Consider the following 20,231-nt stretch of genomic DNA (forward strand, 5'->3'; position numbering starts at 1 on the left):
TATAAAACTAGCTTTTCGTTTAAATAAATAGGAAACATAGACTAATGATAAATCCTGCATATAGTAAGTTAACAACGCAAAATCCCATAATATCACGAGCACCTAAACCAGCTATCGCTAATGCCGGTAATGCCCAGAATGGTTGAATCAAATTCGTCCAAGCATCGCCCCACGCAATTGCCATTGCTGTTTTTGCAGCGGGTACACCAAGTTCAGCGCCAGCTGGAATCATAATGGGTGCTTGCACAGCCCATTGACCACCACCAGATGGAACGAAAATATTAACGATGCCAGCACTTAAAAAAGTGAAGAGCGGGAAAGTTGTTTCGTTTGAAATGCTAATAAAGAAATTCGAAATAGCTCCTCCAAGTGAAAGTCCTTCACTATTTGCTCCAATCATCATCCCCATAATTCCTGCATAAAACGGAAATTGAAGTAAAATACCAGAAGCACTTTTCGTAGAGTCTGAAAAAGCGCGAATATATTGAATCGGAGTACGGTGGAAAATAAGTCCAGCAATTAATAACATAAAAATAACGATGTCTAGCGTAAGGTTAAAGCCTTTCGTATAAAAGTAATTGAAAATATAAATGAGACCTAACAATCCAACGCAAAGTGTAATAATGATACTATTTTCCATTTTTTCGGCAAATGTATTGTTTCCTACTTCTTGAGCAGCAGCTTCTTCATGGAATACGCTAGGATCTACAGTTATCGTATGTTTTTCATCTGGATGCATCGCTTTATTAATGAGAGGCATCGTAACGAGAAAAATAATAACTGGAACGAGTGCGTATGGTGAGAATAGCGTTTCTGTTATTGGGATCGCTTCTTTAATACTTCCAGCGGTCGTTTTAATTAACGTTTCGCCGCCAGTTGCTAACGTAAGAGGAATAGAAGCAGAAAGCCCAGCATGCCAAATGAGAAATCCAGAGTAAGAAGAGGCAATCGCTAGTCTATAATCTAATCCTTCAAGCTGTCTTGCCACTTCTTTTGCATATAAAACAGATACAACAATACCAAATCCCCAGTTTATGTATGCTCCTAGTAAACTTACGATGGAAATGGCAATAATACCTTGTCCATTCGTTTTCGGTAGTTTTGCTGCTTTCGTTAATCCTTTTTTAATAAGAGGCGCGTTTGCTAAAGCAGATCCTGTCACAAGTACAAGTGCCATTTGCATAGAAAAGGCGAGAAGCCCCCAAATTCCATTACCCCAGTGATTAATCATTTCTACAGGCGTTTGGTGCGTTGCAAACATGCCGAAGAAAATAACAAAAACAGTTAATAAACATGATAAAATAAACGGTTCTGGCAAGAAACGTTGCACTAAGGCGACGCAACCATTTGTAAAAGAACGAAACAAAATAGACCAACCTCCTAATGTATATTTATTACAATTATTCGAGGTTGTTTTAGTAATAACCTTTATATACGGAAAATTCCGATATTAAATACAGCTGTCTTTATATGTATTTCATTTTGCGTTGAAGTATAATGTAACCATTTGTTCAAATATTTGCTACTCTCAGATTACAGTATTCTACTTTTCGATTCTTACGAACTTTTTCAAAATAGATTCTTTTTCTTTATCGTAAAATATGGGGTTGTGAAGTATTTTTAAGCAAACTTTATTTCAAAGTTCCAATTTGTCATGAAAGTATAATATGATGGTTCAAGTTGAAGGAAGGCACCTTGGGGTGTCTGTTTTTTATGTAATAAAAAACATGTTAAGTTGTGAATAGTTCACAGATAATCATCAATCATATAATGTTTTCTAAAATTCATACCAATTAAATCTACAGTCATCCAGTTTCTTTCAACACTGTTCTATCTTCTTTTTACAATTCTAAACTAGCTAAATATTACATATGATGATGATAAATACCTATATTTTATGGAAATTAAAGTTTTTCGGGGGGATGAAAGATGTGGCAAAATGAACAAGGGTATTCCAGTGGTTATCCTTATTATCAACGTAATTGCTCTAATCCAGCTTGTTTAAATCCCTATTGTCAGTGTGGAGAAAATTGTAGGTGTGACTATATTAATCAATGTCATGGGGCAGGGAACCTTGTTTTCACCCAACAGAAAGTTAATTTAAGTAATTCGATGCGTTCAGTTTGGGAACAACATGTAAATTGGACTAGGATGACGATCATTAGCATAGCTTTTAGTTTACCAGATATAGACGTTGTTACCGTCCGTCTACTTCGAAATGCTGTAGATATGGGAAATTTACTAAAACCTTATTATGGAGATGAAATAGCAACAAAGTACAACAACTTAATAAGGGATCACTTGGTAATTGCTGCGGAACTTGTCAAAGCTGCAAAAGCAGGTAATCAAGAGGCTGCAACGGCTGCTGAGAGAAAGTGGTATGTAAATGGAGCGGAAATTTCTCAATTTCTAAATAGGATAAATCCTTTTATTTCAAGAGAGGAATTCCAAAAAATGTTTTTCGAACATTTGGCACTTACTAAAATGGAGGCAGTACTTATGCTCCAAGGTGATTTTAAATCTAGTATTACTGTATTTGATAAAATTGAAGCAGAAGCCTTACAAATGGCAGATACAATAACGATTGCGATTGTAAAGCAATTCCCGAACATGTTTTACAGATATATTTAAAAGGATAGAAAGGCCCCCTAAGAAATCTAAGATATTGTCCGAAATAACAAGAGAGGGGAATGTAATTGAGACATGACATGAATCATATGAACACTGTGGATATATCGTGGCTTTTTGCCATTATTTTCTTATTTATTTGTGCACTTCTTATTGGTCATATTCTTTATACATTCTGGAAGCAACGAGAGCGATTGTACAAACTGAATGAACAATCTAGTATAATCGTCCATTCAGTTCCGATGTCTTTAGGAATGATTTCTACAATGACAGTTTGTGTAGTCATTGGCTCCCTTACGAGTCATCATTTAAGTATGGCTTATGTTATAGGGCTCCTGATTAGTGTTTTTATTAGCGGTACTATTAGTTTTCCATTTCAAGATATGATTCCTATAATAAATGGGATTGTAGCAGGAGCTATGGGAGGGTTAATGGGTGTAATGATTGGTACAATGATACCTCAAAGCGGATTATATATCATTGTAATACTATTATTGATATTGTTTACAGCTACTTGGGTTACTATGAATCGACGAATTCGTAACCAACCTGTAGAGTAGTATTATTATAGCTGATAGAGGTACGTTATAATAAGGATAAAGGATTTATCCTTATTCACTTTTTATAGGAGAGTGTTTATGATTATTAAGTTCATTCGTTTACGTTAATTTTAAACACAACTTGTTAGGCCCAGTTATTTTTTTCGGAAAGTATGGGTTTATTTGAGTGTGTCTTATTAATTAACTAAATAAGAATGAAATGAGGAGTTAATCATGAATGAAAAGATTAATAAAATTAATGAAATTGATATATGTACAGAGAGCTTTGGCAATTCAGAAGATCCAGCAGTCCTACTGATTATGGGAGCCATGTGCTCAATGGTTTACTGGGATGAAGAATTTTGCCAACAATTAGCTGATACGGGTCACTATGTTATTCGTTATGATAATAGAGATGTCGGACGGTCAACTACTTATGAACCAGGGAGTTCCAATTATACGGTGGTAGATATGGCTGATGATGCGGTAGGGATACTCGATGCATATCAAATTGACGAAGCACATATTGTTGGAATGTCATTGGGTGGAATGATTGCTCAAATTATAGCTTTAAGGAAACCAGAGAGAGCTTTAAGTATTACTTTGATTGCATCAGGTATTTTTGGTTCTGAAGGCAACAACCGGAATTTGCCTCCGATCGATGAGAAGATACTCGCTTACCATGCTAATGGGGCCAAACTAAATTGGTCGGATAAAGAATCTGTTGCAAATTACTTGGTTGCAGGATCAGCCTTACTTTGTGGTTCAAAGCATACATTCGATAAGAAGAGAGCTTATAAGCAGGTAGAAAAAGAAATAAAACGAGCAAATAACTTACTCAGTATGTTTAATCATTCCCTTCTTAAAGGCGATAATTCTTATGAGGGAAAGTTAAAAGAAATCAATATCCCTACTTTGGTTATCCATGGTACAGAGGATACAGTGCTTCCATACGAGCATGGTCTTGCTCTAGTTAATGAAATTTCAAATGTTTTATTACTAACTCTAGACGGATCCGGACACGAGATTCATTTCGACGATTGGGATCATATAATAAACGCTATTACAAACCATATTTTAGCTTTGTAATTGTTATAGGAATCATATGAAACAAAAGACACTTGGAAAAAAGGTTACAATTGAATTTGTAACCTTTTTTTGTTACTCATTAAAAAAATAGTAGTGCTTAGTGATGGATATTTTCTATTCATATCCATCAAGCTAAAAAAGAACATGTGCCAACATAGACTTATAGAAGAGTTGCATTTAACTTTATTTAAAGCTTCATGTATCAGTATTATTCTATACATTCAATTGATTGTTGAATATGCAGGTAGGATCCACCTGTTTCGGATTAAAAGTTTGAAGTTTCAAAAAAATCAGTTGAATAGATTGTGTTAAATATTGTAAAATTAAATGGTACTAAAAAAACTAAATTGGTACCAAAGGTTCAGGGGGCGGATTATGAAGCAAAGAATAGTAACAGAAACAATTCATCAAATTCAAACGAAGGGGTTTACATTTACAATTAGTGATTTAGCAAAACAATTAGCTGTCAGTAAGAGGACAATCTATGAGCACTTTTCTTCAAAAGATGAAATAGTAGATGAAGTTATTCGTAATGTAATAGAAAGTATTCAAGAAAAGGAAAAAAATATCGCCGATGATGATACGTTACAAACAGTTGAAAAAATAAGACTCATCTTAATTTGCATTCCACAACAATTTCAATTTATGGATACAAGTTTATTAGTAGGACTAAAAAAACATCATTATTACCAATGGTTAAAATTAGATCAGTTTTTACGCGAAGGATGGTCTACTGTAATTGGTTTAATAGAAGAGGGGATGAGAGAAGGAAGCATAAGAAAAATTCAAATTCCGTTTTTTATTGAAGTATACTTGGGGGCAATGAATCGCATATATGATCCTATGTTTATTGAAAAGAGTGATTATACATTGGGAAGTATGCTGGAATCTATTATGGATATGTTACTGTATGGAATTTCTAATTCGAAATAGAAGGTGGGAGAGTAGTGCAGTGGATTTATTTATGTTTAGCAATTTTATTTGAGGTAGCAGGTACAACTGCGATGAAACTATCTGATGGATTAACTAAACTTGTACCAAGCATTCTTATTTTTGTATTTTATGTAGTAAGTTTTGCATTTCTGTCATTTGCATTAAAAGGGATGGAGATGTCCGTTGCATATGCGGTTTGGTCAGGTATGGGAATTGTAACGATCACGACAATTGGTTTTATTTATTTTGGAGAAAGTATCAATATAATTAAGATACTAGCAATTCTTTTTATTTTAATTGGAGTCGTACTATTAAATTTTAATAGTACGGCACATGAAGCGAAGAAAAAAGAAATGGTGGAGGAACGTATACATTGAATCAATTAAAGTATTTTTTCTTTATTACTGATTTTGGGTTTGTTGTATATTGGCTCATAACAATTTTTCATATGATTCCGCAAGAATATTTGTTTAAAGATTATGAAGACCCTATTTTAGTAGCATGGAACTGGTCTTTTTTACCCTTAGATTTGTTAATCTCGTTAACGGGATTTCTAAGTTTATATTTACATTCTAAACAAAAACATATTTGGAGCCATTTTGCGTTCTTATCATTAATTTTAACTTTTTGTTCAGGGTTACAAGCTCTAGCATTTTGGACAATCCGTTTAGATTTCGATATTTCTTGGTGGATTCCTAATTTATATTTCCTAGTTTACCCATGCTTCTTTTTAAAAAGTGTTTGGAGAGAGTGCGGATGGGATGAGACGAATATGAGAAAAGAAAGAAAAGAATTCATTTAATATAAGAAAGACAGGATCTTTAAGAACATTCGAATTTCTAAATCAGTTTTTTCGCTAGCTATAGATTAGAAGTTAAAAACAATTTCCGAAATGAAGATAGCCGATGATTCCTATGTTAAGGAAGCATCGGCTTGTATTATGTATGTTGAGTTAGTTTACGTTTCTGGAATAATTGTAATAGCGATGGTCCGAACCGGAGCCTCAATTTCTTCATCTTTACTTTGGCTATTGTAGTATTTAATCATTAATTCGTTAAGTTCGCTTTGAAATTTTCCAAAGTGTTCTTCATCTAGCTTTAATTCTACTACAGAAAAAGTAGCACTATCTTCTTGACTGTTTTGTTCCTCTAATTTCTTAAGATAGCTTTGATATTGTGTCATAAGTGATAACTGGTAGTAGGAAATGTAGTTTAACTTTTCATTATCAGATAAGCCTTTCCATTCACTTCCTTCAATTTTTGCATCTTCTTCATTAATTGCGTAATATTTTTCAGAAACAGATTTCACCTTTTTTTCTTTAATTACATGGACGATACCAGAATCAACCATAGTTTGTAGCTGTCTATATAGTGTGGCTTGTGGTACATTTTTAATGATTTTTACCATTTCTAATGGTGTTAGCCCATCTTCCCTATTTCTCATTAACACTTGGCAAATTTTCATTCTTACCGGATGCATTAAAATTTCAACTTTATTACTCATTCGCTCACCTTATTTATTATGTATTTTTATTCTCATTATAAATAATGAGAATAATGTTTGCAATTCATTCGTTCATGTTTTATCATTATCAATAATGAGAATGAGTTTAGGGAGGAATGACAATAATGCAACTACATTATGGATTGAATGATCTTAAAGACATTGATATTATGACTTTTCTACCCATTATATTGCCAGTTATTGCAGTGGGGGCACTTTTAGTTTTCATTGCATTCATTGATTTATACCGACATAGAAAAATAAGAAAAAATGTACTTGTATGGACGTTCATTATTCTTTTCATTAATGTATTGGGACCTATTTTCTACTTCGTTATAGGGAGAAAGGACAGTGAGAAATTATGAAATTAGAGATTAAAAATGTAACAAAAGTATTTAAAAGAAAAATTGCGGTTAATAATTTCTCGATGGAACTGCAAGCGGGGGAATGCGTCGGATTAATTGGACCGAACGGAGCAGGAAAATCTACATTAATAAAAGTAATTTCGGATAGTATTCATCCAACTGCTGGTGAAGTTTTATTGAATGGGATAAAAATATCAAAAATGAAAAGTGAAATTGGTTATTTACCGCAATATCCTAATTTTTTTCATTGGATGACAGCGAGAGAAACGCTTACGTTTATGGGCCAACTTTCGGGATTGAAAAAAGAAGAATTGTCAAAGTCGATTCCAAAGATTTTGAAGAAAGTTGGACTAAAGGGCGAAGAAAATGCAAAGGTTAGTACATTTTCTGGTGGAATGAAACAACGACTTGGTATTGCACAAGCATTATTGCATAAACCTTCGCTGATTGTCATGGATGAACCGGTATCCGCATTAGATCCAATCGGCCGACGAGAAGTATTGAATTTAATTGAAGAAATAAAAAAAGATACAACGATTTTATTATCAACCCATATATTAAGCGATGCAGAAGAAATCTGTGAACGATTTGTCATTATAAAAGATGGAACAAAAATAGAAGACACAACGATTACGGAACTTTTACACCGTAATAGTGAAAATAAATTGATTATTGAAATAACAACTAAAGATCAAAAGTGGATTGAAGTTGTAAAAAAATTATCGTATGTGAAGGACGTAGAAGTGATTGGGCTTAAAATCAAAGTGAAGCTTGAAAGTATTGAAATAAATAAAAATATGTTACTGCAAAATGCACTCGAACATAAAGTGAACATCGTTAAATTTGAAATGAGCAACGATACTTTAGAAGAAATCTTCTTGAAATTGGTGGTGCAAAAATGAATAACTCAATTGTATTGATAAAAAAAGAATGTGTTCAAATGTTACGTGATTTCAAGATTATTTGGCTACCAATTGTTTTTATATTTTTAGGCGCAACACAACCGATAGTAACTCATTATTTGCCATCAATTTTAGAAGCGTTAGGTGGAGGACAGGGAATTACTATTGATCCGAATATGACAGCGCAACAAGGGGGGGAAGTATTAGCGAGTACTTTGGGATCTCAGTTTGATCAGCTTGGACTCATGATTCTAGTGATTTCTATGATGGGTACTATTCAAACAGATAAAGCAAATGGTATGTTGGCTTTTATTTTAACAAGACCCGTTAATGTTACTTCATATGTAGGTGGGAAAATAGTGTTGAACTATTTAATGGTAGCGTTTAGTATAACAATTGGATACGTTACTTCTTATCTATATGTAAATTATCTTTTTACTGCTGTTCCATTTGCACAACTAATTACTGGATTACTATTTTATCTAACTTGGGTTCTTTTTATCGTATCTTTCACAACAATGATAAGTGCTATTTTTCACAGTCAAGGTATGATTGCGCTAATTTCAATTGCTTTTCTTTTAGCTTGTAGAATAATCGTCGGTTTGATTCCAATAGTAGATCAGGTTAATCCAGCCAGTATGAGTAAGTATGCAATGGAAACGTTAGTCACAGGGGTAGTAAATTCAAACGCATTAATTACTGGATTACTAACTATAGTTTGGATTTTATTGACACTCTTCGTAACGTATTATTGGATTGCTAATAAAAAGTTTAATGATGAATAACCGTGATGAGGGTAATGGTTTTAAGTAAAACACCCCAACACGAAAAAGCTTCCACTACTGTGGAAGCTTCTCTAAATGATGTGCAATATCAATATACATATTTGAGTAAACTGAATGGATTTCATTACTTGGTGTAGCGTTAGAAGAGAAGTGGACAATGATCATATTTGCTGTCGGATCGATGTAAAGAGTTTGTCCGTAACTACCTAACACTTCAAAAGCATCTTGTTCATTGTGCGGAATCCACCATTGATTATGATAAGAAATGGAAGCTCCAGGGCCAACTGCAAGTTCACCTTCTTGGACATTTTTTATATCTTCAGAAATAGAAGAAGGGAGAATTTGTTTTCCGTTATATTCCCCGTTGTTTAATAGTAATTGCCCGAATCTCGCCATATCTCTAGCAGTTGCATTTAAGCCTGCGCTTGCTTGTTCTACTTTTGTTTCATCTGTAACGTAATACGCGTTTTCTTCCATACCAATTTGAGACCATATTCGTTCGCTAACATTTTCCGCCAATGATTTACCAGTGATCGTTCGAATCACCCAAGCGAGTGTTTCAGCTGATCCGTTATCGTAAGAAAAATCGGAACCAGGCGGTTCAGTTTCTTCTACTTCTCGTAACATATCATAAATTTTCATCGGGCCGTCGTAGTTTTTACCTCGAGGCAAAATATTGCTCGCTAAATATAGTTGTGCATCTTGGTTTTCTAACGCTGGATGTTCATATCCGTGAGTAGGATATTCTACAGAAACTTGCATGTCCATTAATTGCTGAAGTGTAGCATTACCGAACGGTGTATTTTTTAATTCTTTTATATATGTGTCAGCTGTTTTTTCTAAGTCAATACGGTTTTCTTCAGCAAGAGATTGTATAATTGCCCCGGTAAAGACCTTCGCTAATGAGGCCATGCCATGAGGTTCACTCTCTTTATACCCATTGAAATATCGTTCATATACAAGTTGTCCATTGTGTACAACGACAAAAGCATCCGTTTTATTATCGTCTAAAAGTTTTTTTAGAGGAGTCGTTCCAAATCTACGCTCTACAGCAAAATCGTCTAAGTTTTGTAATGCAGTAGAGAAGTGGGAAACGTGATCCGGGTTATTATTTACCTCATTAATTAAAGTGAATTCTTTCATATGTGTATACGACCAACGTAAGTAAGGATCATCTAACCAATTTTTCTTCGTCACGTTATTTTTCGATGGGATTGTTTTATTATGTTTGAAGTATGTAAAACCGAGCCCTGTAATTACAAATATAAATGTGATTATGAGTAAGAGTAGGGGAGATTTTTTAAGTTTCATAGGGGTCCCTCCTTTTTATTTCTATTATAAGTATACGCTTCTAGTGAAAGAAATACAAAATAAGGAAAGTAAACGGGGAAGTTTACTTTCCTTATTCATGTTAAGCGGAAACTTTTCCGTCTGTATGTTGTTTCTTGAATTTTTGTTTTCGTCCATGTAATCCATAATAGAGAAGTAAAGTGAATGCAACGATAATAGCTGCGATGAAATACATATTATGGTAACTTGATTTCGCTGCGACGATACCTAAAATGAAAGAACCAAAACCGAGACCACTATCAAAGAATGAGAAGTACGTAGCTGTCGCAGAACCACGTCGATGGTTTGCAGCGGCAGAGATCGCAATCGTTTGGAAACTTGGAATTAATGTTCCGTAACCTAAACCGATTAACATACCTGCACCAAGGAACCAAAACGGAGTTTGCGCTTGGCTTAAAATGAACATCCCTATTGTGAAAATAATGATAGCTGGGTAAACGAGTACATTTTCACCGAAGCGATCGAAAATCTTTCCTGTAAATGGACGAGAAATTACAACAACGAGTGCGTATAAAATAAAGAAGTAACTAGCAACTTCTCCTAAACCGAGCTCTTTCGCATAAATAGGAATAAAGGATAAAATACCACTATAAGAAAAGGCTAAAACAAATCCTGTCAGAGCGATCGGAATAGAGGCTGGTTCAATTAAGTCCTTCCATTTCATTTTTTCTCGTTTTTGTTTGCTCACTGGTACTTCATGCGGAATATTTACAAGTAGTCCTAATAAAAATGCAAGCAATGAAAATACGGAACAAACGATGAATAGTACAGTAAATGAAAAATGAGAAATAATTGTTAAACCTAAAAAAGGACCAATTACCATCGGCAAACTCATAAATACGCCGAAATAGGCAAGTGCTTCGCCTCGTCTATGAGCTGGTGCAACATCAGTTACAATTGTTCCTGTGGCTGTTGTTGCCATACCGAACCCAATACCATGTAAGAAGCGAAGGGCAAGTAATAAAAATAAACTTTGCGCACCGAAATACATAACGGTAGCAGCTAAAAATAATGAAAGTGAAATAAATAAAATCTTCTTCCTTCCTAATTCATCAAGCCATTTTCCTGTAAATGGTCTACATAAAACAGATGAAATAAGAAAAACAGTTGCAACTAAACCAATTTCCTCAGGTTTTCCCTTTAGGCCGTCTATTACATAGATAGGTAAAGTAGTCATAAGCATATAAAATGTTAAGAAGAGAAATAGACTACTAAAACAAGTTCCGAGGAAATCCTTCGTCCAAAGTTTCTCACTTTGCATCGTCATCCCTCCAATTTAATCTAAGTTTTTAATGATTTTTTGTAACACTTGAAATGCTTGATGTAACTCGTCTTCGTTAATACCTTCTAGTGTCTTTTCTTCAAAAGTATCAACTTCTTCTTGCCATATAGGAATCATTTTTATCGCTGTTTCTGATAAAGAAATGAGCTTCTCACGGCGATCTTTTCCTTCAGTACGAATAATCCAGCCCATCGTTTCCATACGTGTTAATGTACGAGTCATCGTTGGCGATTCAACATTTAAATACTGACATAATTCTGTTTGCGTGCAAGAACCGGTTTGATTAATGCGGAAAATAACGGCCCATTGTGCACTAAATAGCCCAGTTGGAGATACGCGTTCATTAAATTTCTTTGTGAATTTTCGAGAAGTCTGGCTGACAATGTGAAAAAAATGTTGTTTTTCGTCCATATAGTTAGATCCTTTCAAATTAGTTACCTAGCTAACTATATACTTTTTTATTATAATTGTCTAGTAATAGACATGTTGATTTATGTAAAAATTTCGTATAGGTTTTATGTTGAGAACATACATTCTGCATGTTATTCTTTAAGTAAGTAAAGAATTTTCTTTCTATTAAAAAGAATGGGGGAACTTGTGATGATTAAGCCTGCAACAATGGAGTTTGTTTCACTATCGAACGGAGAAACGATTGCGTATCAGGAAGTTGGAAGGCAAAATACAGAAATTCTTGTACTCATTCACGGGAACATGACATCGTCACAACACTGGGATTTAGTTATTGAAAAGTTGCAAGATCAATACCATATTTACGCTCTTGATTTAAGAGGATTTGGCCAATCAACATATAATCAATCGATAGATTCATTACAAGACTTTGCAGAAGATGTAAAACTATTTATCGATCAATTAAAACTAGAGAAATTTTCATTAATGGGCTGGTCAATGGGCGGTGGTGTTGCGATGCAATTTACAGCGAATCATCCAACGTTTGTCGAAAAGTTAATTTTAGTAGAATCAGTGGGCATGAAGGGATATCCAATTTTTAAAAAAGATATAAATGGGCAGCCAATCGTATCAAGTTTAGTAAAGACGAAAGAAGAGGTTGCACAAGATCCCGTACAAATTGCTCCAGTGCTAGATGCGATAAAAAATATGAATAAATTATATTACCGTACAGTATGGAATCTATTAATATATACACATAATCAACCTGAACCGGATCGTTATGAAAAGTATTTAGACGATATGTTGACGCAGCGTAATTTCGTAGATGTGAATTATGCGCTCATTACATTTAATATTTCGGATGAACATAACGGAGTTGTAGAGGGAAATAAGCAAATTCATCATATTAAAGCTCCAACACTCGTCATACAAGGTGACAGAGATTACGTCGTACCGCAAGTAGTCGGTGAGGAATTAGCAAAACATTTACCAAATGCAGAGTTGAAGATATTAGAAGATTGCGGACACTCACCGTTTATAGATTGCTTAGATGTATTTATAAAACATGTTGAGGATTGGTTAGAATAGAAAGAATCCCCGAAAGTAAAAGTATTGCATATACTATAACATTTGTATGTAAAAGGGGAGAGTATCAATGCATCACCCATTTTTAGTCGCTTATTCGCCATATAATCATCATGTATATACAAAAATGGTGATAAATCCGCTGTATATGCAAGTTTCACCAGCTGTAGTTCCTTTACAAATGCAACATACGCAGCCACCAATTACTAACGCACAGCAATACGCATACGGAACTGCATTTTATAAAAATAAGTATTTTAAGCAATTTCATAACAACGTGAAAGCGCAAGTCTGGGAAGGATAAGAAGCTAAAAGATTCATTCTTTTAGCTTCTTTTTTATTGGTAATATTCGTACACGCATTTGAAGAAACGGTTTATAATGAAAAGGGGAAAGCATGAGAAGGAGAGGGAAAGGGATGTCAATGCGTTTTACATTTTGGATTATGGTTGGAATTGTAGCAATCTCAGGTTTGTCACAAGGGATGCTCTTACCGGCCATTGCAATGATTTTTGAACAAGAAGGGGTTAGCTCAAGTATTAATGGTATTCATGCGACGGCACTATATATTGGGATATTAGTTATTTCACCGTTTCTTGAAAAACCGATGCAAAAGTTTGGGATGAAGCCAATTATCGTTATTGGTGGGTTTCTCGTTATTATTTCATTATTCTTCTTTACACAAACTTTTTCATTTTGGGTATGGTTCGTTCTTAGATTTCTAGTTGGAGTCGGAGATCATATGCTTCATGTCGGAACACAAACATGGATTACGACAACAGCAGACCCAAGTAAAATAGGGAGACAAGTATCGATATACGGTGTATTCTTCGGAATTGGTTTTGCTGTTGGTCCGTATTTAGCAAGCACTGTGCAGTACGGTCTTGCAACGCCATTTATTATATCCACTATACTGTGCTTAATAGGTTGGCTATTATTACTGCCAACGAAAAATGCATTCCCGGCGCAAGATGAAAGAGAAGTGAAGCGTGAGTCATCATTTTCTCGTTATAAACAAGTTGTTGGATTAGGATGGATTGCACTGCTGGGACCACTTGCATATGGCGTACTGGAAGCGATGTTAAACAGTAACTTACCAGTATACGCGCTTCGAAAAGGATGGTCTGTTTCAGAAGTATCCTTCTTATTACCAGCGTTTGCAGTTGGGGGCATTATTACACAAATTCCGCTCGGTATATTAAGTGATAAATACGGAAGAGATCGTATTTTAACGTGGACGTTCAGCGTAAGTACGGGTATTTTCCTACTGGCAGCAGTATTTGATCAATATTATTGGATTGTCTTTGCCTGTATGCTATTAGCTGGTATGGTCATTGGATCGTGCTTCTCATTAGGCCTTGGATTTATGACAGATTTATTACCGAGACACTTATTGCCAGCAGGTAATATATTATCTGGAATCGCCTTTAGTTTAGGGAGTATACTGGGACCTGTATTAGGAGGCGTATTTATAGAAAAAATACAGTATACAAGCTTTTTTATTGCGGTTATGATTATAATAGGAATTCTCGCAATGTTATATATCGTCTACATGAAGAATCAATTCGCATCAAGAAAAATAGAAAGTAGGTTAGGGCATGACAAAACAACCTAATAAAAAGAAATTTGAAGTACTCGAAAACGAAACAATTACAGACTGCTTAGCACGTATGGAACAAGAAGGATACGCGCCATCACGTCGCATGGAAGAGCCAATCTTTCATGAAGTGAAGAAAAACGGCAAAACAGAAGTTGAACCGTGCGGTAGAAAGATTGTCTTTGAGGGGAAATTGAAGTAATACATTATATAAAAAGAATTTGCTTTCGGGTACAAGAAAGATAAAACATATAGTCACATAAAAAAATGCTGTTGATTTCAATATCAATAGCGTTTTTTTATTTAACAAATATATAGGTCAAAATGAATTTCTACTTGAATTGAAGAAAAATGCGAAACCTTTTTATAAAATATGGAAATGTTAAAACCCCTTTGATAAAATAGCAATATGCAAAAATAATTGTTTATTAATTCTTAATGTAATGAATATTCATGTTTAAATATACGAATTTAACTACATAGTTATTGTAATAAAGGGGGAGAAAGATGTTAGATGAATTGTATAATGCTTTTTTAAATGCATCGGGTTTTACAGAAAGCGCGAGGAAACGAGATCAGTATGATAAATTACATGATTATTTAAAAGATCAAGAAAGAGAGTTAAAACGCTTCATTCAAGATGCTGAATCAGCGAAGAGAGATTATGAGAGTAAAAGTAATGGCTTAGAAGCTAATAAAATTCCGGCAGTTGAATTTGAACAAAAACGTCATGAAAAGGATGAAGACTTACATACAGTATTATCCTACTTTAAAAGTGCATTAAGCGATGTTGGGTCTGCGATAGGTACAGCTTATGCAAAGTATTTGGAATATAAAGCGAAAGCAGAAGCGGAAAAAGCGTCAGCATACGCTGCAGCGACCAAGGCTTTTGAAGAAAAGAAAAAGGAAATTGAAAAACTTATCCATTAAGCATACAAAGAATGGGGGAATCAACATGAGTGGTAAAGAGGTTGAAATTATAGGAAATAACACTGCAAGTGCCATTTCTTACGCACAAAACATAGAGAACGGTATGAAGGATTCTTTAAATCAAGCGAAAAATTTAAAAGCATACGTTACATGTGCGAACTGGAATGGAAAAACGAGAGATGCCTTTTTAAGTTATCTAGATTTAATCATTCAATATAACTCAGAAATGGTAGAGGCATTTGAAGGACATACGAAAGCTTTGAAAGAGTTAGATAAAAGTATTCAAACGTACGGAGATAGATCGGAAGTAAGGGCGATAAAACAGTTGTGATGGAGAAATGAGGGATAAAAGAATGGGAAAAGAAATGAATTTTGCACCTGCTGAATTATACGTTCTCGCAGGTGCAGCTGGGGTTACGGATATATTTGGATTGCCAAACCGTGACGTAATTATTTTACTTGATGAAGAATGTGTCACGAAAGCAACTACGAGTTTAAAAGAAAAAGGCTTACTTACAAGTGAAAATGGAATTACCCCTGCAGCTTTTCAATTGATTGAGCTATTAAAGGAATATGAAAATTGTCATGAATACACGAGAATGAATAATGTATTAATTGGCTTTTTAAAAGAGGATAAAGACCGAGTGGCTGTATTAACGGAAATAGAGCCAAATAAAAAATACGAGATCGACTACATACCAAAGCCAGACGTATATTTTTCCTTATTAACACGCATCCCTTTCTTGTTGAGAGAACCGAGGGAGATAGAAGATACATTTTTCTCAAAGAGAATGACAGAAACAGAACAACAAACATTTGAGGAAAAAGATTTATCAAATAAAGACGTTATAGCGATAGAAACGTATACGAGGCCTCGTAGTAATAGAGGAGGAAAATGGGAATGTTTCTTATATTTCACTGAAGGAGAAGATTACGTTCAAATAGATGTAGAACGTAATCGATATGACTGGGTGAGTCTCTATGCGGTAAATAAGAAATTGTATGACGTGTTAAAAATGCCGTATAAAAAATTAGTTGATCCGAGACAATTTTCGTTAGGAGGTATTGAATAATGCAAGTATCAATGGGAGACGGTGGTTCTGGTGGTGGAGAAGAAGTATTAGTTAATTTTCAAGAACTACTTGATATAGTAATGAAATTAGAAGATATATATAAAATCCATGTAGACGTCATTGGAACGAATATTGAGAGTTTATTAAGCAGTGATTTTTATCAAAAAGGTGAAGCGATGAGAGTAATTGAAAAATATCCTGATATATTACACAAAACACTTGAATTTGCTGAACACTATTCTAGGTCGGCGAGACTTGTAAGGGTCGCATGTGTAGAAATGCTTGAAAAGGACGAACAATTACGTGAAATATTAAGTAAGTTGTAGAAATCACCATACGGCTGGGGGGATGAAAACGAAATGGATGTGAAATATAGACCTGAACCATGGCAAAACATGGGGGATGGTATGAATCGAATTACAAAAGATGTACTCATAAAATTACAGCGCGCAAATGAATTATTGAAAAAAATTGATGGAAGAATACGAGATTTAGACTCAGATGGCAGTATACATTTTAACCCAAAAGATCAATCGCAAAAAATCGGGGAATTACTTGATAGCTATTCGACATTACAAAGATATTGCGGAGAAGCAGGGCGATTGGTCTCTGAACATATAGATAAACCTTTTTTAGTAGAAATGGATAAATTCGCTCAAAAAATGAGAGATACATCTATTCTCAGTTTCGAAACAAATAACCGAATTGGCTCCACAACAACGACAGTATTACCAGATGCGCACGCAGGGTACGGAAGTGTACCACAAACAATACAGACGAAAAAAGATAAAATAACAGTAGAAGATATTTTTAAAGATTCACCTGCATTTGATAACGTACTTAAAGAAGAATACAAAGAACTAAAAAAACAAAATCCGGATGCAAAACTAAATTATGAAGAATACAAGAAAGTAGTCCCATCCACACGAGGATTTGAATACAAATCGATAGAAGATGAACAGAAAAAACTAGAAATGGTGCGAGATATAGGAATAGGTCTAGGAATCATCATCACAACAATCCTTTGCCCACCACTCGGAACCGCTGCCGCAGTTGTATACGGCGCTGTACAAATAAAAAGCGGTATCGACGGAGAAGACTGGGGAACACACCGGAAATTGAGCCAAGAAGAGAGGGTAGGAAACATCATTTTTGGCGGATTAGATGCAATCCCAGTTGTTGGAGCAGTAGGAAAAGGAGTAAAAGCATTCAAAGACACGAGTGAATTAGCTGATTTAGCGAAATTATTAAAATTCAAAGAAGGAATGCCTGGTTTTAATCCAAATTTGGGTGGAAATGTGGTACAATCATTGCGTGATAATAAAGCTACAATGCTTGACCGTTTGAAACTAGCGAGCCTTAAAATGGAGAAATCCGGAAATGAAAAGATGTATCAATTTGGCGAAAAAATAGCCAAAAGCATAGATGATAGGACAGCCAAATCGGCAAGTTTTGAAGTTGACGGAAATGGCTTACTATTATCTAAACAAGGTGGTGCAGATTTCCAAAACTGGGTGAATAAGCATCATACAGAAAGTAATAAGATTATAGATGATAAGATTAAGGGTGTAGAGGCTTCTCTTACGAAAAAGAATATTCTTCCGAATGAAAAATTAGCAGATCAAGAACTTATGCTGAAAAATAGTGAAGAAATTCTAAATGATGTAGGGTTAAATGAAGAGAGTATAGCATGGTTTTCTAATGCTTTAAAAAATGAAAAGATTCATCCAAATGATTGGAAAGGGAAGCTTTCATGTGTCAGCGGTGATGGAAAACATTTAACTGAGCGTGAATTAAAGTATATAAATCAAGAGCTAAAAAAGGGGCATGATGTAGATCTTGATCAGATAAAATCTTTGAGAGAAAAAGCAAGTCAAATAGCTGATGATTATGCAATTAAAATAAGAAGTGATGAAAAATGGACGCAATTAACTAAGGAACATGCAGTGTCAAAACAGCCTTCTACAATACTTGGTCATGAATTGGAAAATGCAGGTATTACAAGACCCCCAAGACATGAAGCGCATCATATTATTCCTAATAAACAAGGAGGATTAAGAAAGTATATAGAAAAATATGGTATAGATGTAAATTCAGCTTCAAATGGAGTGTTTTTACCGCAGAATTATCATCCAAATTGGCCTGGGCAAATTACGCATAGTGCACGAAATAACTTGAATGAAAAAGGGGATATGATGTTTAGACATGGTGATCAGTATATTCGATATTTAAGTGAAAAATTAAAAACGATCGATCGGTTACCTATAAGTCACCAGCTTAAGCGTGAAGAGATATTGAAGTTTATAGAGAATACTAGAAATAATTTATTAACGGGGAAAATAGAATTCCTATATAAAGATTAAGAGGAGTAGTTTAATGAAAATATGGAAAATTATTAGCAATTCTAATTTTGATCAATTAGAGTGTGAGAATGAGGAAGGACAAGAAATCTTTGATAATGCTTTTCAAGGTCAATCAGTAATTGATAAATGGGATCCACTGCAAATGAAACTTTTAAATGAGGGGGAATCATCAGATTTATTAAGTGAAATACCACTTGTTTTTACAAAAAAAGCGATAGAAGTAGTATTTGATTTAATTAAAAGGAAAGTTGAAATTCTTCCACTTGTTCATGAACGATACGAATGTTATGCAATAAATGTATTAAATGTATTAGATTGTATTGATTATGAGAATGCGGATCCTGATGATTTTGGTGGATTTGATAAATTTGCATTTATTACAGAGAAAATTAGGGGGGAGCATATTTTTTGTACATTGAATACAAAGCATAAATATGGAGATTTTCCGATTGTATCTGTACAAACTTTCGTATCAAACGAATTTAAAGAGAGAGTTGCAAAAAGTGAACTAAAAGGATTTGAATTTGAATTAGTATGGGAATCTGATGAGAAAAATGATGAACAAAAAATAGAAAATAATCCAATGATACGCCCAACGTCAATAGAAGATTTTAAGTCACATATTCAGCTACATTATGGAATGATTACGAATCATATAGAAGCCAATACAAAAATGATCACCGATGTAGAATTATATGATGTTGGACCAAATAAAATGGTTGATTTTCATACAGTAGTAACGTATCGAAATAGCTATTTCCGTATGCCAGCTCCATCGAGTGTAGATAGTGGTTATGCAGAGCTTGTCATGCATCTACCTAAGGATTGGGATGTATCAGTAGCCGCTTTGGCGAGTTCGAAATATGCTTGGCCTTTACGCCTTTTACAGGACTTTGGACAAGATGTAATGCGAAATGGATATTGGTTGGGGCAGTGGCTTGTATTTCCAAATCAATCAAAGGAATATTTAAAAAATTCGTATGTAGCCCAGTTAGGTGGAGCAGAACAAGATCTAAATGCGCCAATTCATCCATATAGTGAAGAAACAAAATTTTCCGGTGTTATGGTGGTACCACCGCTTCCACAATGTTCAGGTGCATTCAAAATGGAATTTCGTGAAGATGGTAAAAGAATAGAGGATGACTGGCCAGTATACTTCCATACATTATTACCATTATATAAAGAAGAAATCCATTGTTATTACACAGATGGACTTGATGTATTATTACAAAAATTAATGAAAAATGGCGTTGAATCAGCATTTGACTTTAATCGAGAAAATACTTGTAAGTAAGGAATAGTAAGATATTAAAAGATACTATGAAAGTATAATAATGAAGCCGTTAGTGCATAAGGTAATAATATGATCAGAAATTACACCAACCTTAAAACTATTATA

The 20,231-nt window shown here is 34.4% G+C and carries 24 protein-coding genes; 19 read left to right on the forward strand and 5 right to left on the reverse strand.

The features are described from left to right. Window positions 1-19: 19 nt before the first annotated feature. A complete protein-coding gene (locus MR115_RS16545) occupies window positions 20-1,366 on the reverse strand; it encodes a short-chain fatty acid transporter (RefSeq protein ID WP_000490004.1) in 1,347 nt (448 codons plus the stop codon). A gap of 563 nt (window positions 1,367-1,929) precedes the next feature. Here MR115_RS16545 and MR115_RS16550 point away from each other — a divergent pair. The 6 genes from MR115_RS16550 to MR115_RS16575 all read left to right on the forward strand — a co-directional run bounded on the left by MR115_RS16550 (window position 1,930) and on the right by MR115_RS16575 (window position 5,991). Continuing rightward, window positions 1,930-2,631 carry an acetylglutamate kinase gene (locus tag MR115_RS16550; RefSeq protein ID WP_242242023.1) on the forward strand — a complete coding sequence of 234 codons (702 nt, stop codon included), beginning with the start codon at window positions 1,930-1,932 and terminating at the stop codon, window positions 2,629-2,631. A 65-nt stretch (window positions 2,632-2,696) separates the two neighbouring features. Beyond that, the gene (locus MR115_RS16555) at window positions 2,697-3,188 is read left to right on the forward strand and encodes a hypothetical protein (RefSeq protein ID WP_242242024.1); all 492 of its coding nucleotides are present in this window, start codon (window positions 2,697-2,699) and stop codon (window positions 3,186-3,188) included. Window positions 3,189-3,401: 213 nt separating this feature from the next. Next, entirely contained in the window at window positions 3,402-4,256 is an 855-nt protein-coding gene (mle, locus tag MR115_RS16560) for an alpha/beta fold macrolide esterase (RefSeq protein ID WP_242242025.1), read from the forward strand. A 375-nt stretch (window positions 4,257-4,631) separates the two neighbouring features. After that, the gene (locus MR115_RS16565) at window positions 4,632-5,189 is read left to right on the forward strand and encodes a TetR/AcrR family transcriptional regulator (protein WP_242242026.1); all 558 of its coding nucleotides are present in this window, start codon (window positions 4,632-4,634) and stop codon (window positions 5,187-5,189) included. A 14-nt stretch (window positions 5,190-5,203) separates the two neighbouring features. Then, on the forward strand, window positions 5,204-5,566 hold the full coding sequence (locus MR115_RS16570) for a DMT family transporter (protein ID WP_242242027.1): 363 nt from the start codon (window positions 5,204-5,206) through the stop codon (window positions 5,564-5,566). Then, on the forward strand, window positions 5,563-5,991 hold the full coding sequence (locus MR115_RS16575) for a YvaD family protein (RefSeq protein WP_242242028.1): 429 nt from the start codon (window positions 5,563-5,565) through the stop codon (window positions 5,989-5,991). The genes MR115_RS16570 and MR115_RS16575 overlap by 4 nt, the downstream gene beginning before the upstream one ends. 155 nt (window positions 5,992-6,146) lie before the next feature. Here MR115_RS16575 and MR115_RS16580 read toward each other — a convergent pair whose 3' ends face one another. Next, complete coding sequence (locus MR115_RS16580) at window positions 6,147-6,692, reverse strand: transcriptional regulator (RefSeq protein ID WP_242242029.1); 546 nt, start codon at window positions 6,690-6,692, stop codon at window positions 6,147-6,149. A 125-nt stretch (window positions 6,693-6,817) separates the two neighbouring features. Between MR115_RS16580 and MR115_RS16585 the strand changes: the two genes are divergently transcribed. The 3 genes from MR115_RS16585 to MR115_RS16595 are packed head-to-tail and all read left to right on the forward strand — an operon-like array spanning window position 6,818 to window position 8,744. After that, complete coding sequence (locus MR115_RS16585) at window positions 6,818-7,057, forward strand: PLDc N-terminal domain-containing protein (protein ID WP_242242030.1); 240 nt, start codon at window positions 6,818-6,820, stop codon at window positions 7,055-7,057. Further along, on the forward strand, window positions 7,054-7,959 hold the full coding sequence (locus MR115_RS16590) for an ABC transporter ATP-binding protein (protein ID WP_242242031.1): 906 nt from the start codon (window positions 7,054-7,056) through the stop codon (window positions 7,957-7,959). Before MR115_RS16585 ends, MR115_RS16590 begins: the two co-directional genes overlap by 4 nt. After that, window positions 7,956-8,744, forward strand: coding sequence for an ABC transporter permease (locus MR115_RS16595; RefSeq protein WP_242242032.1), 789 nt, complete (start codon window positions 7,956-7,958; stop codon window positions 8,742-8,744). The genes MR115_RS16590 and MR115_RS16595 overlap by 4 nt, the downstream gene beginning before the upstream one ends. A 54-nt stretch (window positions 8,745-8,798) precedes the next feature. Here the strand turns inward: MR115_RS16595 and MR115_RS16600 are convergent, their stop codons facing one another. The 3 genes from MR115_RS16600 to MR115_RS16610 all read right to left on the reverse strand — a co-directional run bounded on the left by MR115_RS16600 (window position 8,799) and on the right by MR115_RS16610 (window position 11,787). Further along, entirely contained in the window at window positions 8,799-10,055 is a 1,257-nt protein-coding gene (locus tag MR115_RS16600) for a serine hydrolase domain-containing protein (RefSeq protein WP_242242033.1), read from the reverse strand. 100 nt (window positions 10,056-10,155) lie between these two features. Continuing rightward, on the reverse strand, window positions 10,156-11,355 hold the full coding sequence (locus MR115_RS16605) for an MFS transporter (RefSeq protein WP_061679220.1): 1,200 nt from the start codon (window positions 11,353-11,355) through the stop codon (window positions 10,156-10,158). A 15-nt stretch (window positions 11,356-11,370) separates the two neighbouring features. Beyond that, window positions 11,371-11,787: a MarR family winged helix-turn-helix transcriptional regulator gene (locus MR115_RS16610; RefSeq protein ID WP_142324912.1), complete on the reverse strand. Its 417-nt coding sequence runs from the start codon at window positions 11,785-11,787 to the stop codon at window positions 11,371-11,373. Between the two features lie 174 nt (window positions 11,788-11,961). Here MR115_RS16610 and phaZ point away from each other — a divergent pair, with 174 nt between their 5' ends. The 10 genes from phaZ (at window position 11,962) to MR115_RS16660 (ending at window position 20,126) form a co-directional block, all read left to right on the forward strand. Then, the gene (phaZ, locus tag MR115_RS16615) at window positions 11,962-12,873 is read left to right on the forward strand and encodes an intracellular short-chain-length polyhydroxyalkanoate depolymerase (protein ID WP_141434966.1); all 912 of its coding nucleotides are present in this window, start codon (window positions 11,962-11,964) and stop codon (window positions 12,871-12,873) included. 67 nt (window positions 12,874-12,940) lie between these two features. After that, window positions 12,941-13,174, forward strand: a complete 234-nt coding sequence (locus MR115_RS16620; RefSeq protein ID WP_242242034.1) for a hypothetical protein — start codon at window positions 12,941-12,943, stop codon at window positions 13,172-13,174. 113 nt (window positions 13,175-13,287) lie between these two features. Further along, a complete protein-coding gene (locus MR115_RS16625; RefSeq protein ID WP_242242035.1) occupies window positions 13,288-14,484 on the forward strand; it encodes an MFS transporter in 1,197 nt (398 codons plus the stop codon). Beyond that, a complete protein-coding gene (locus MR115_RS16630; RefSeq protein ID WP_000166305.1) occupies window positions 14,468-14,668 on the forward strand; it encodes an NETI motif-containing protein in 201 nt (66 codons plus the stop codon). The genes MR115_RS16625 and MR115_RS16630 overlap by 17 nt, the downstream gene beginning before the upstream one ends. Before the next feature lie 305 nt (window positions 14,669-14,973). Continuing rightward, the gene (locus MR115_RS16635) at window positions 14,974-15,396 is read left to right on the forward strand and encodes a hypothetical protein (protein WP_061679920.1); all 423 of its coding nucleotides are present in this window, start codon (window positions 14,974-14,976) and stop codon (window positions 15,394-15,396) included. A gap of 25 nt (window positions 15,397-15,421) precedes the next feature. Then, window positions 15,422-15,727: a WXG100 family type VII secretion target gene (locus MR115_RS16640; RefSeq protein WP_063261462.1), complete on the forward strand. Its 306-nt coding sequence runs from the start codon at window positions 15,422-15,424 to the stop codon at window positions 15,725-15,727. A 22-nt stretch (window positions 15,728-15,749) separates the two neighbouring features. Beyond that, a complete protein-coding gene (locus MR115_RS16645) occupies window positions 15,750-16,469 on the forward strand; it encodes a DUF5081 family protein (protein WP_242242036.1) in 720 nt (239 codons plus the stop codon). After that, window positions 16,469-16,795, forward strand: coding sequence for a hypothetical protein (locus MR115_RS16650; RefSeq protein ID WP_001198193.1), 327 nt, complete (start codon window positions 16,469-16,471; stop codon window positions 16,793-16,795). Before MR115_RS16645 ends, MR115_RS16650 begins: the two co-directional genes overlap by 1 nt. A 33-nt stretch (window positions 16,796-16,828) precedes the next feature. Further along, window positions 16,829-18,832 (forward strand): AHH domain-containing protein, encoded by a 2,004-nt coding sequence (locus tag MR115_RS16655; protein ID WP_242242037.1) that lies wholly within the window; start codon window positions 16,829-16,831, stop codon window positions 18,830-18,832. Between the two features lie 13 nt (window positions 18,833-18,845). Next, window positions 18,846-20,126, forward strand: a complete 1,281-nt coding sequence (locus tag MR115_RS16660) for a suppressor of fused domain protein (RefSeq protein WP_242242038.1) — start codon at window positions 18,846-18,848, stop codon at window positions 20,124-20,126. Window positions 20,127-20,231 lie beyond the last annotated feature (105 nt).

It is taken from the genome of Bacillus cereus group sp. BfR-BA-01309, from assembly GCF_022664315.1.
In the GTDB taxonomy this organism is placed as follows: Bacteria; Bacillota; Bacilli; order Bacillales; family Bacillaceae_G; genus Bacillus_A; species Bacillus_A mobilis.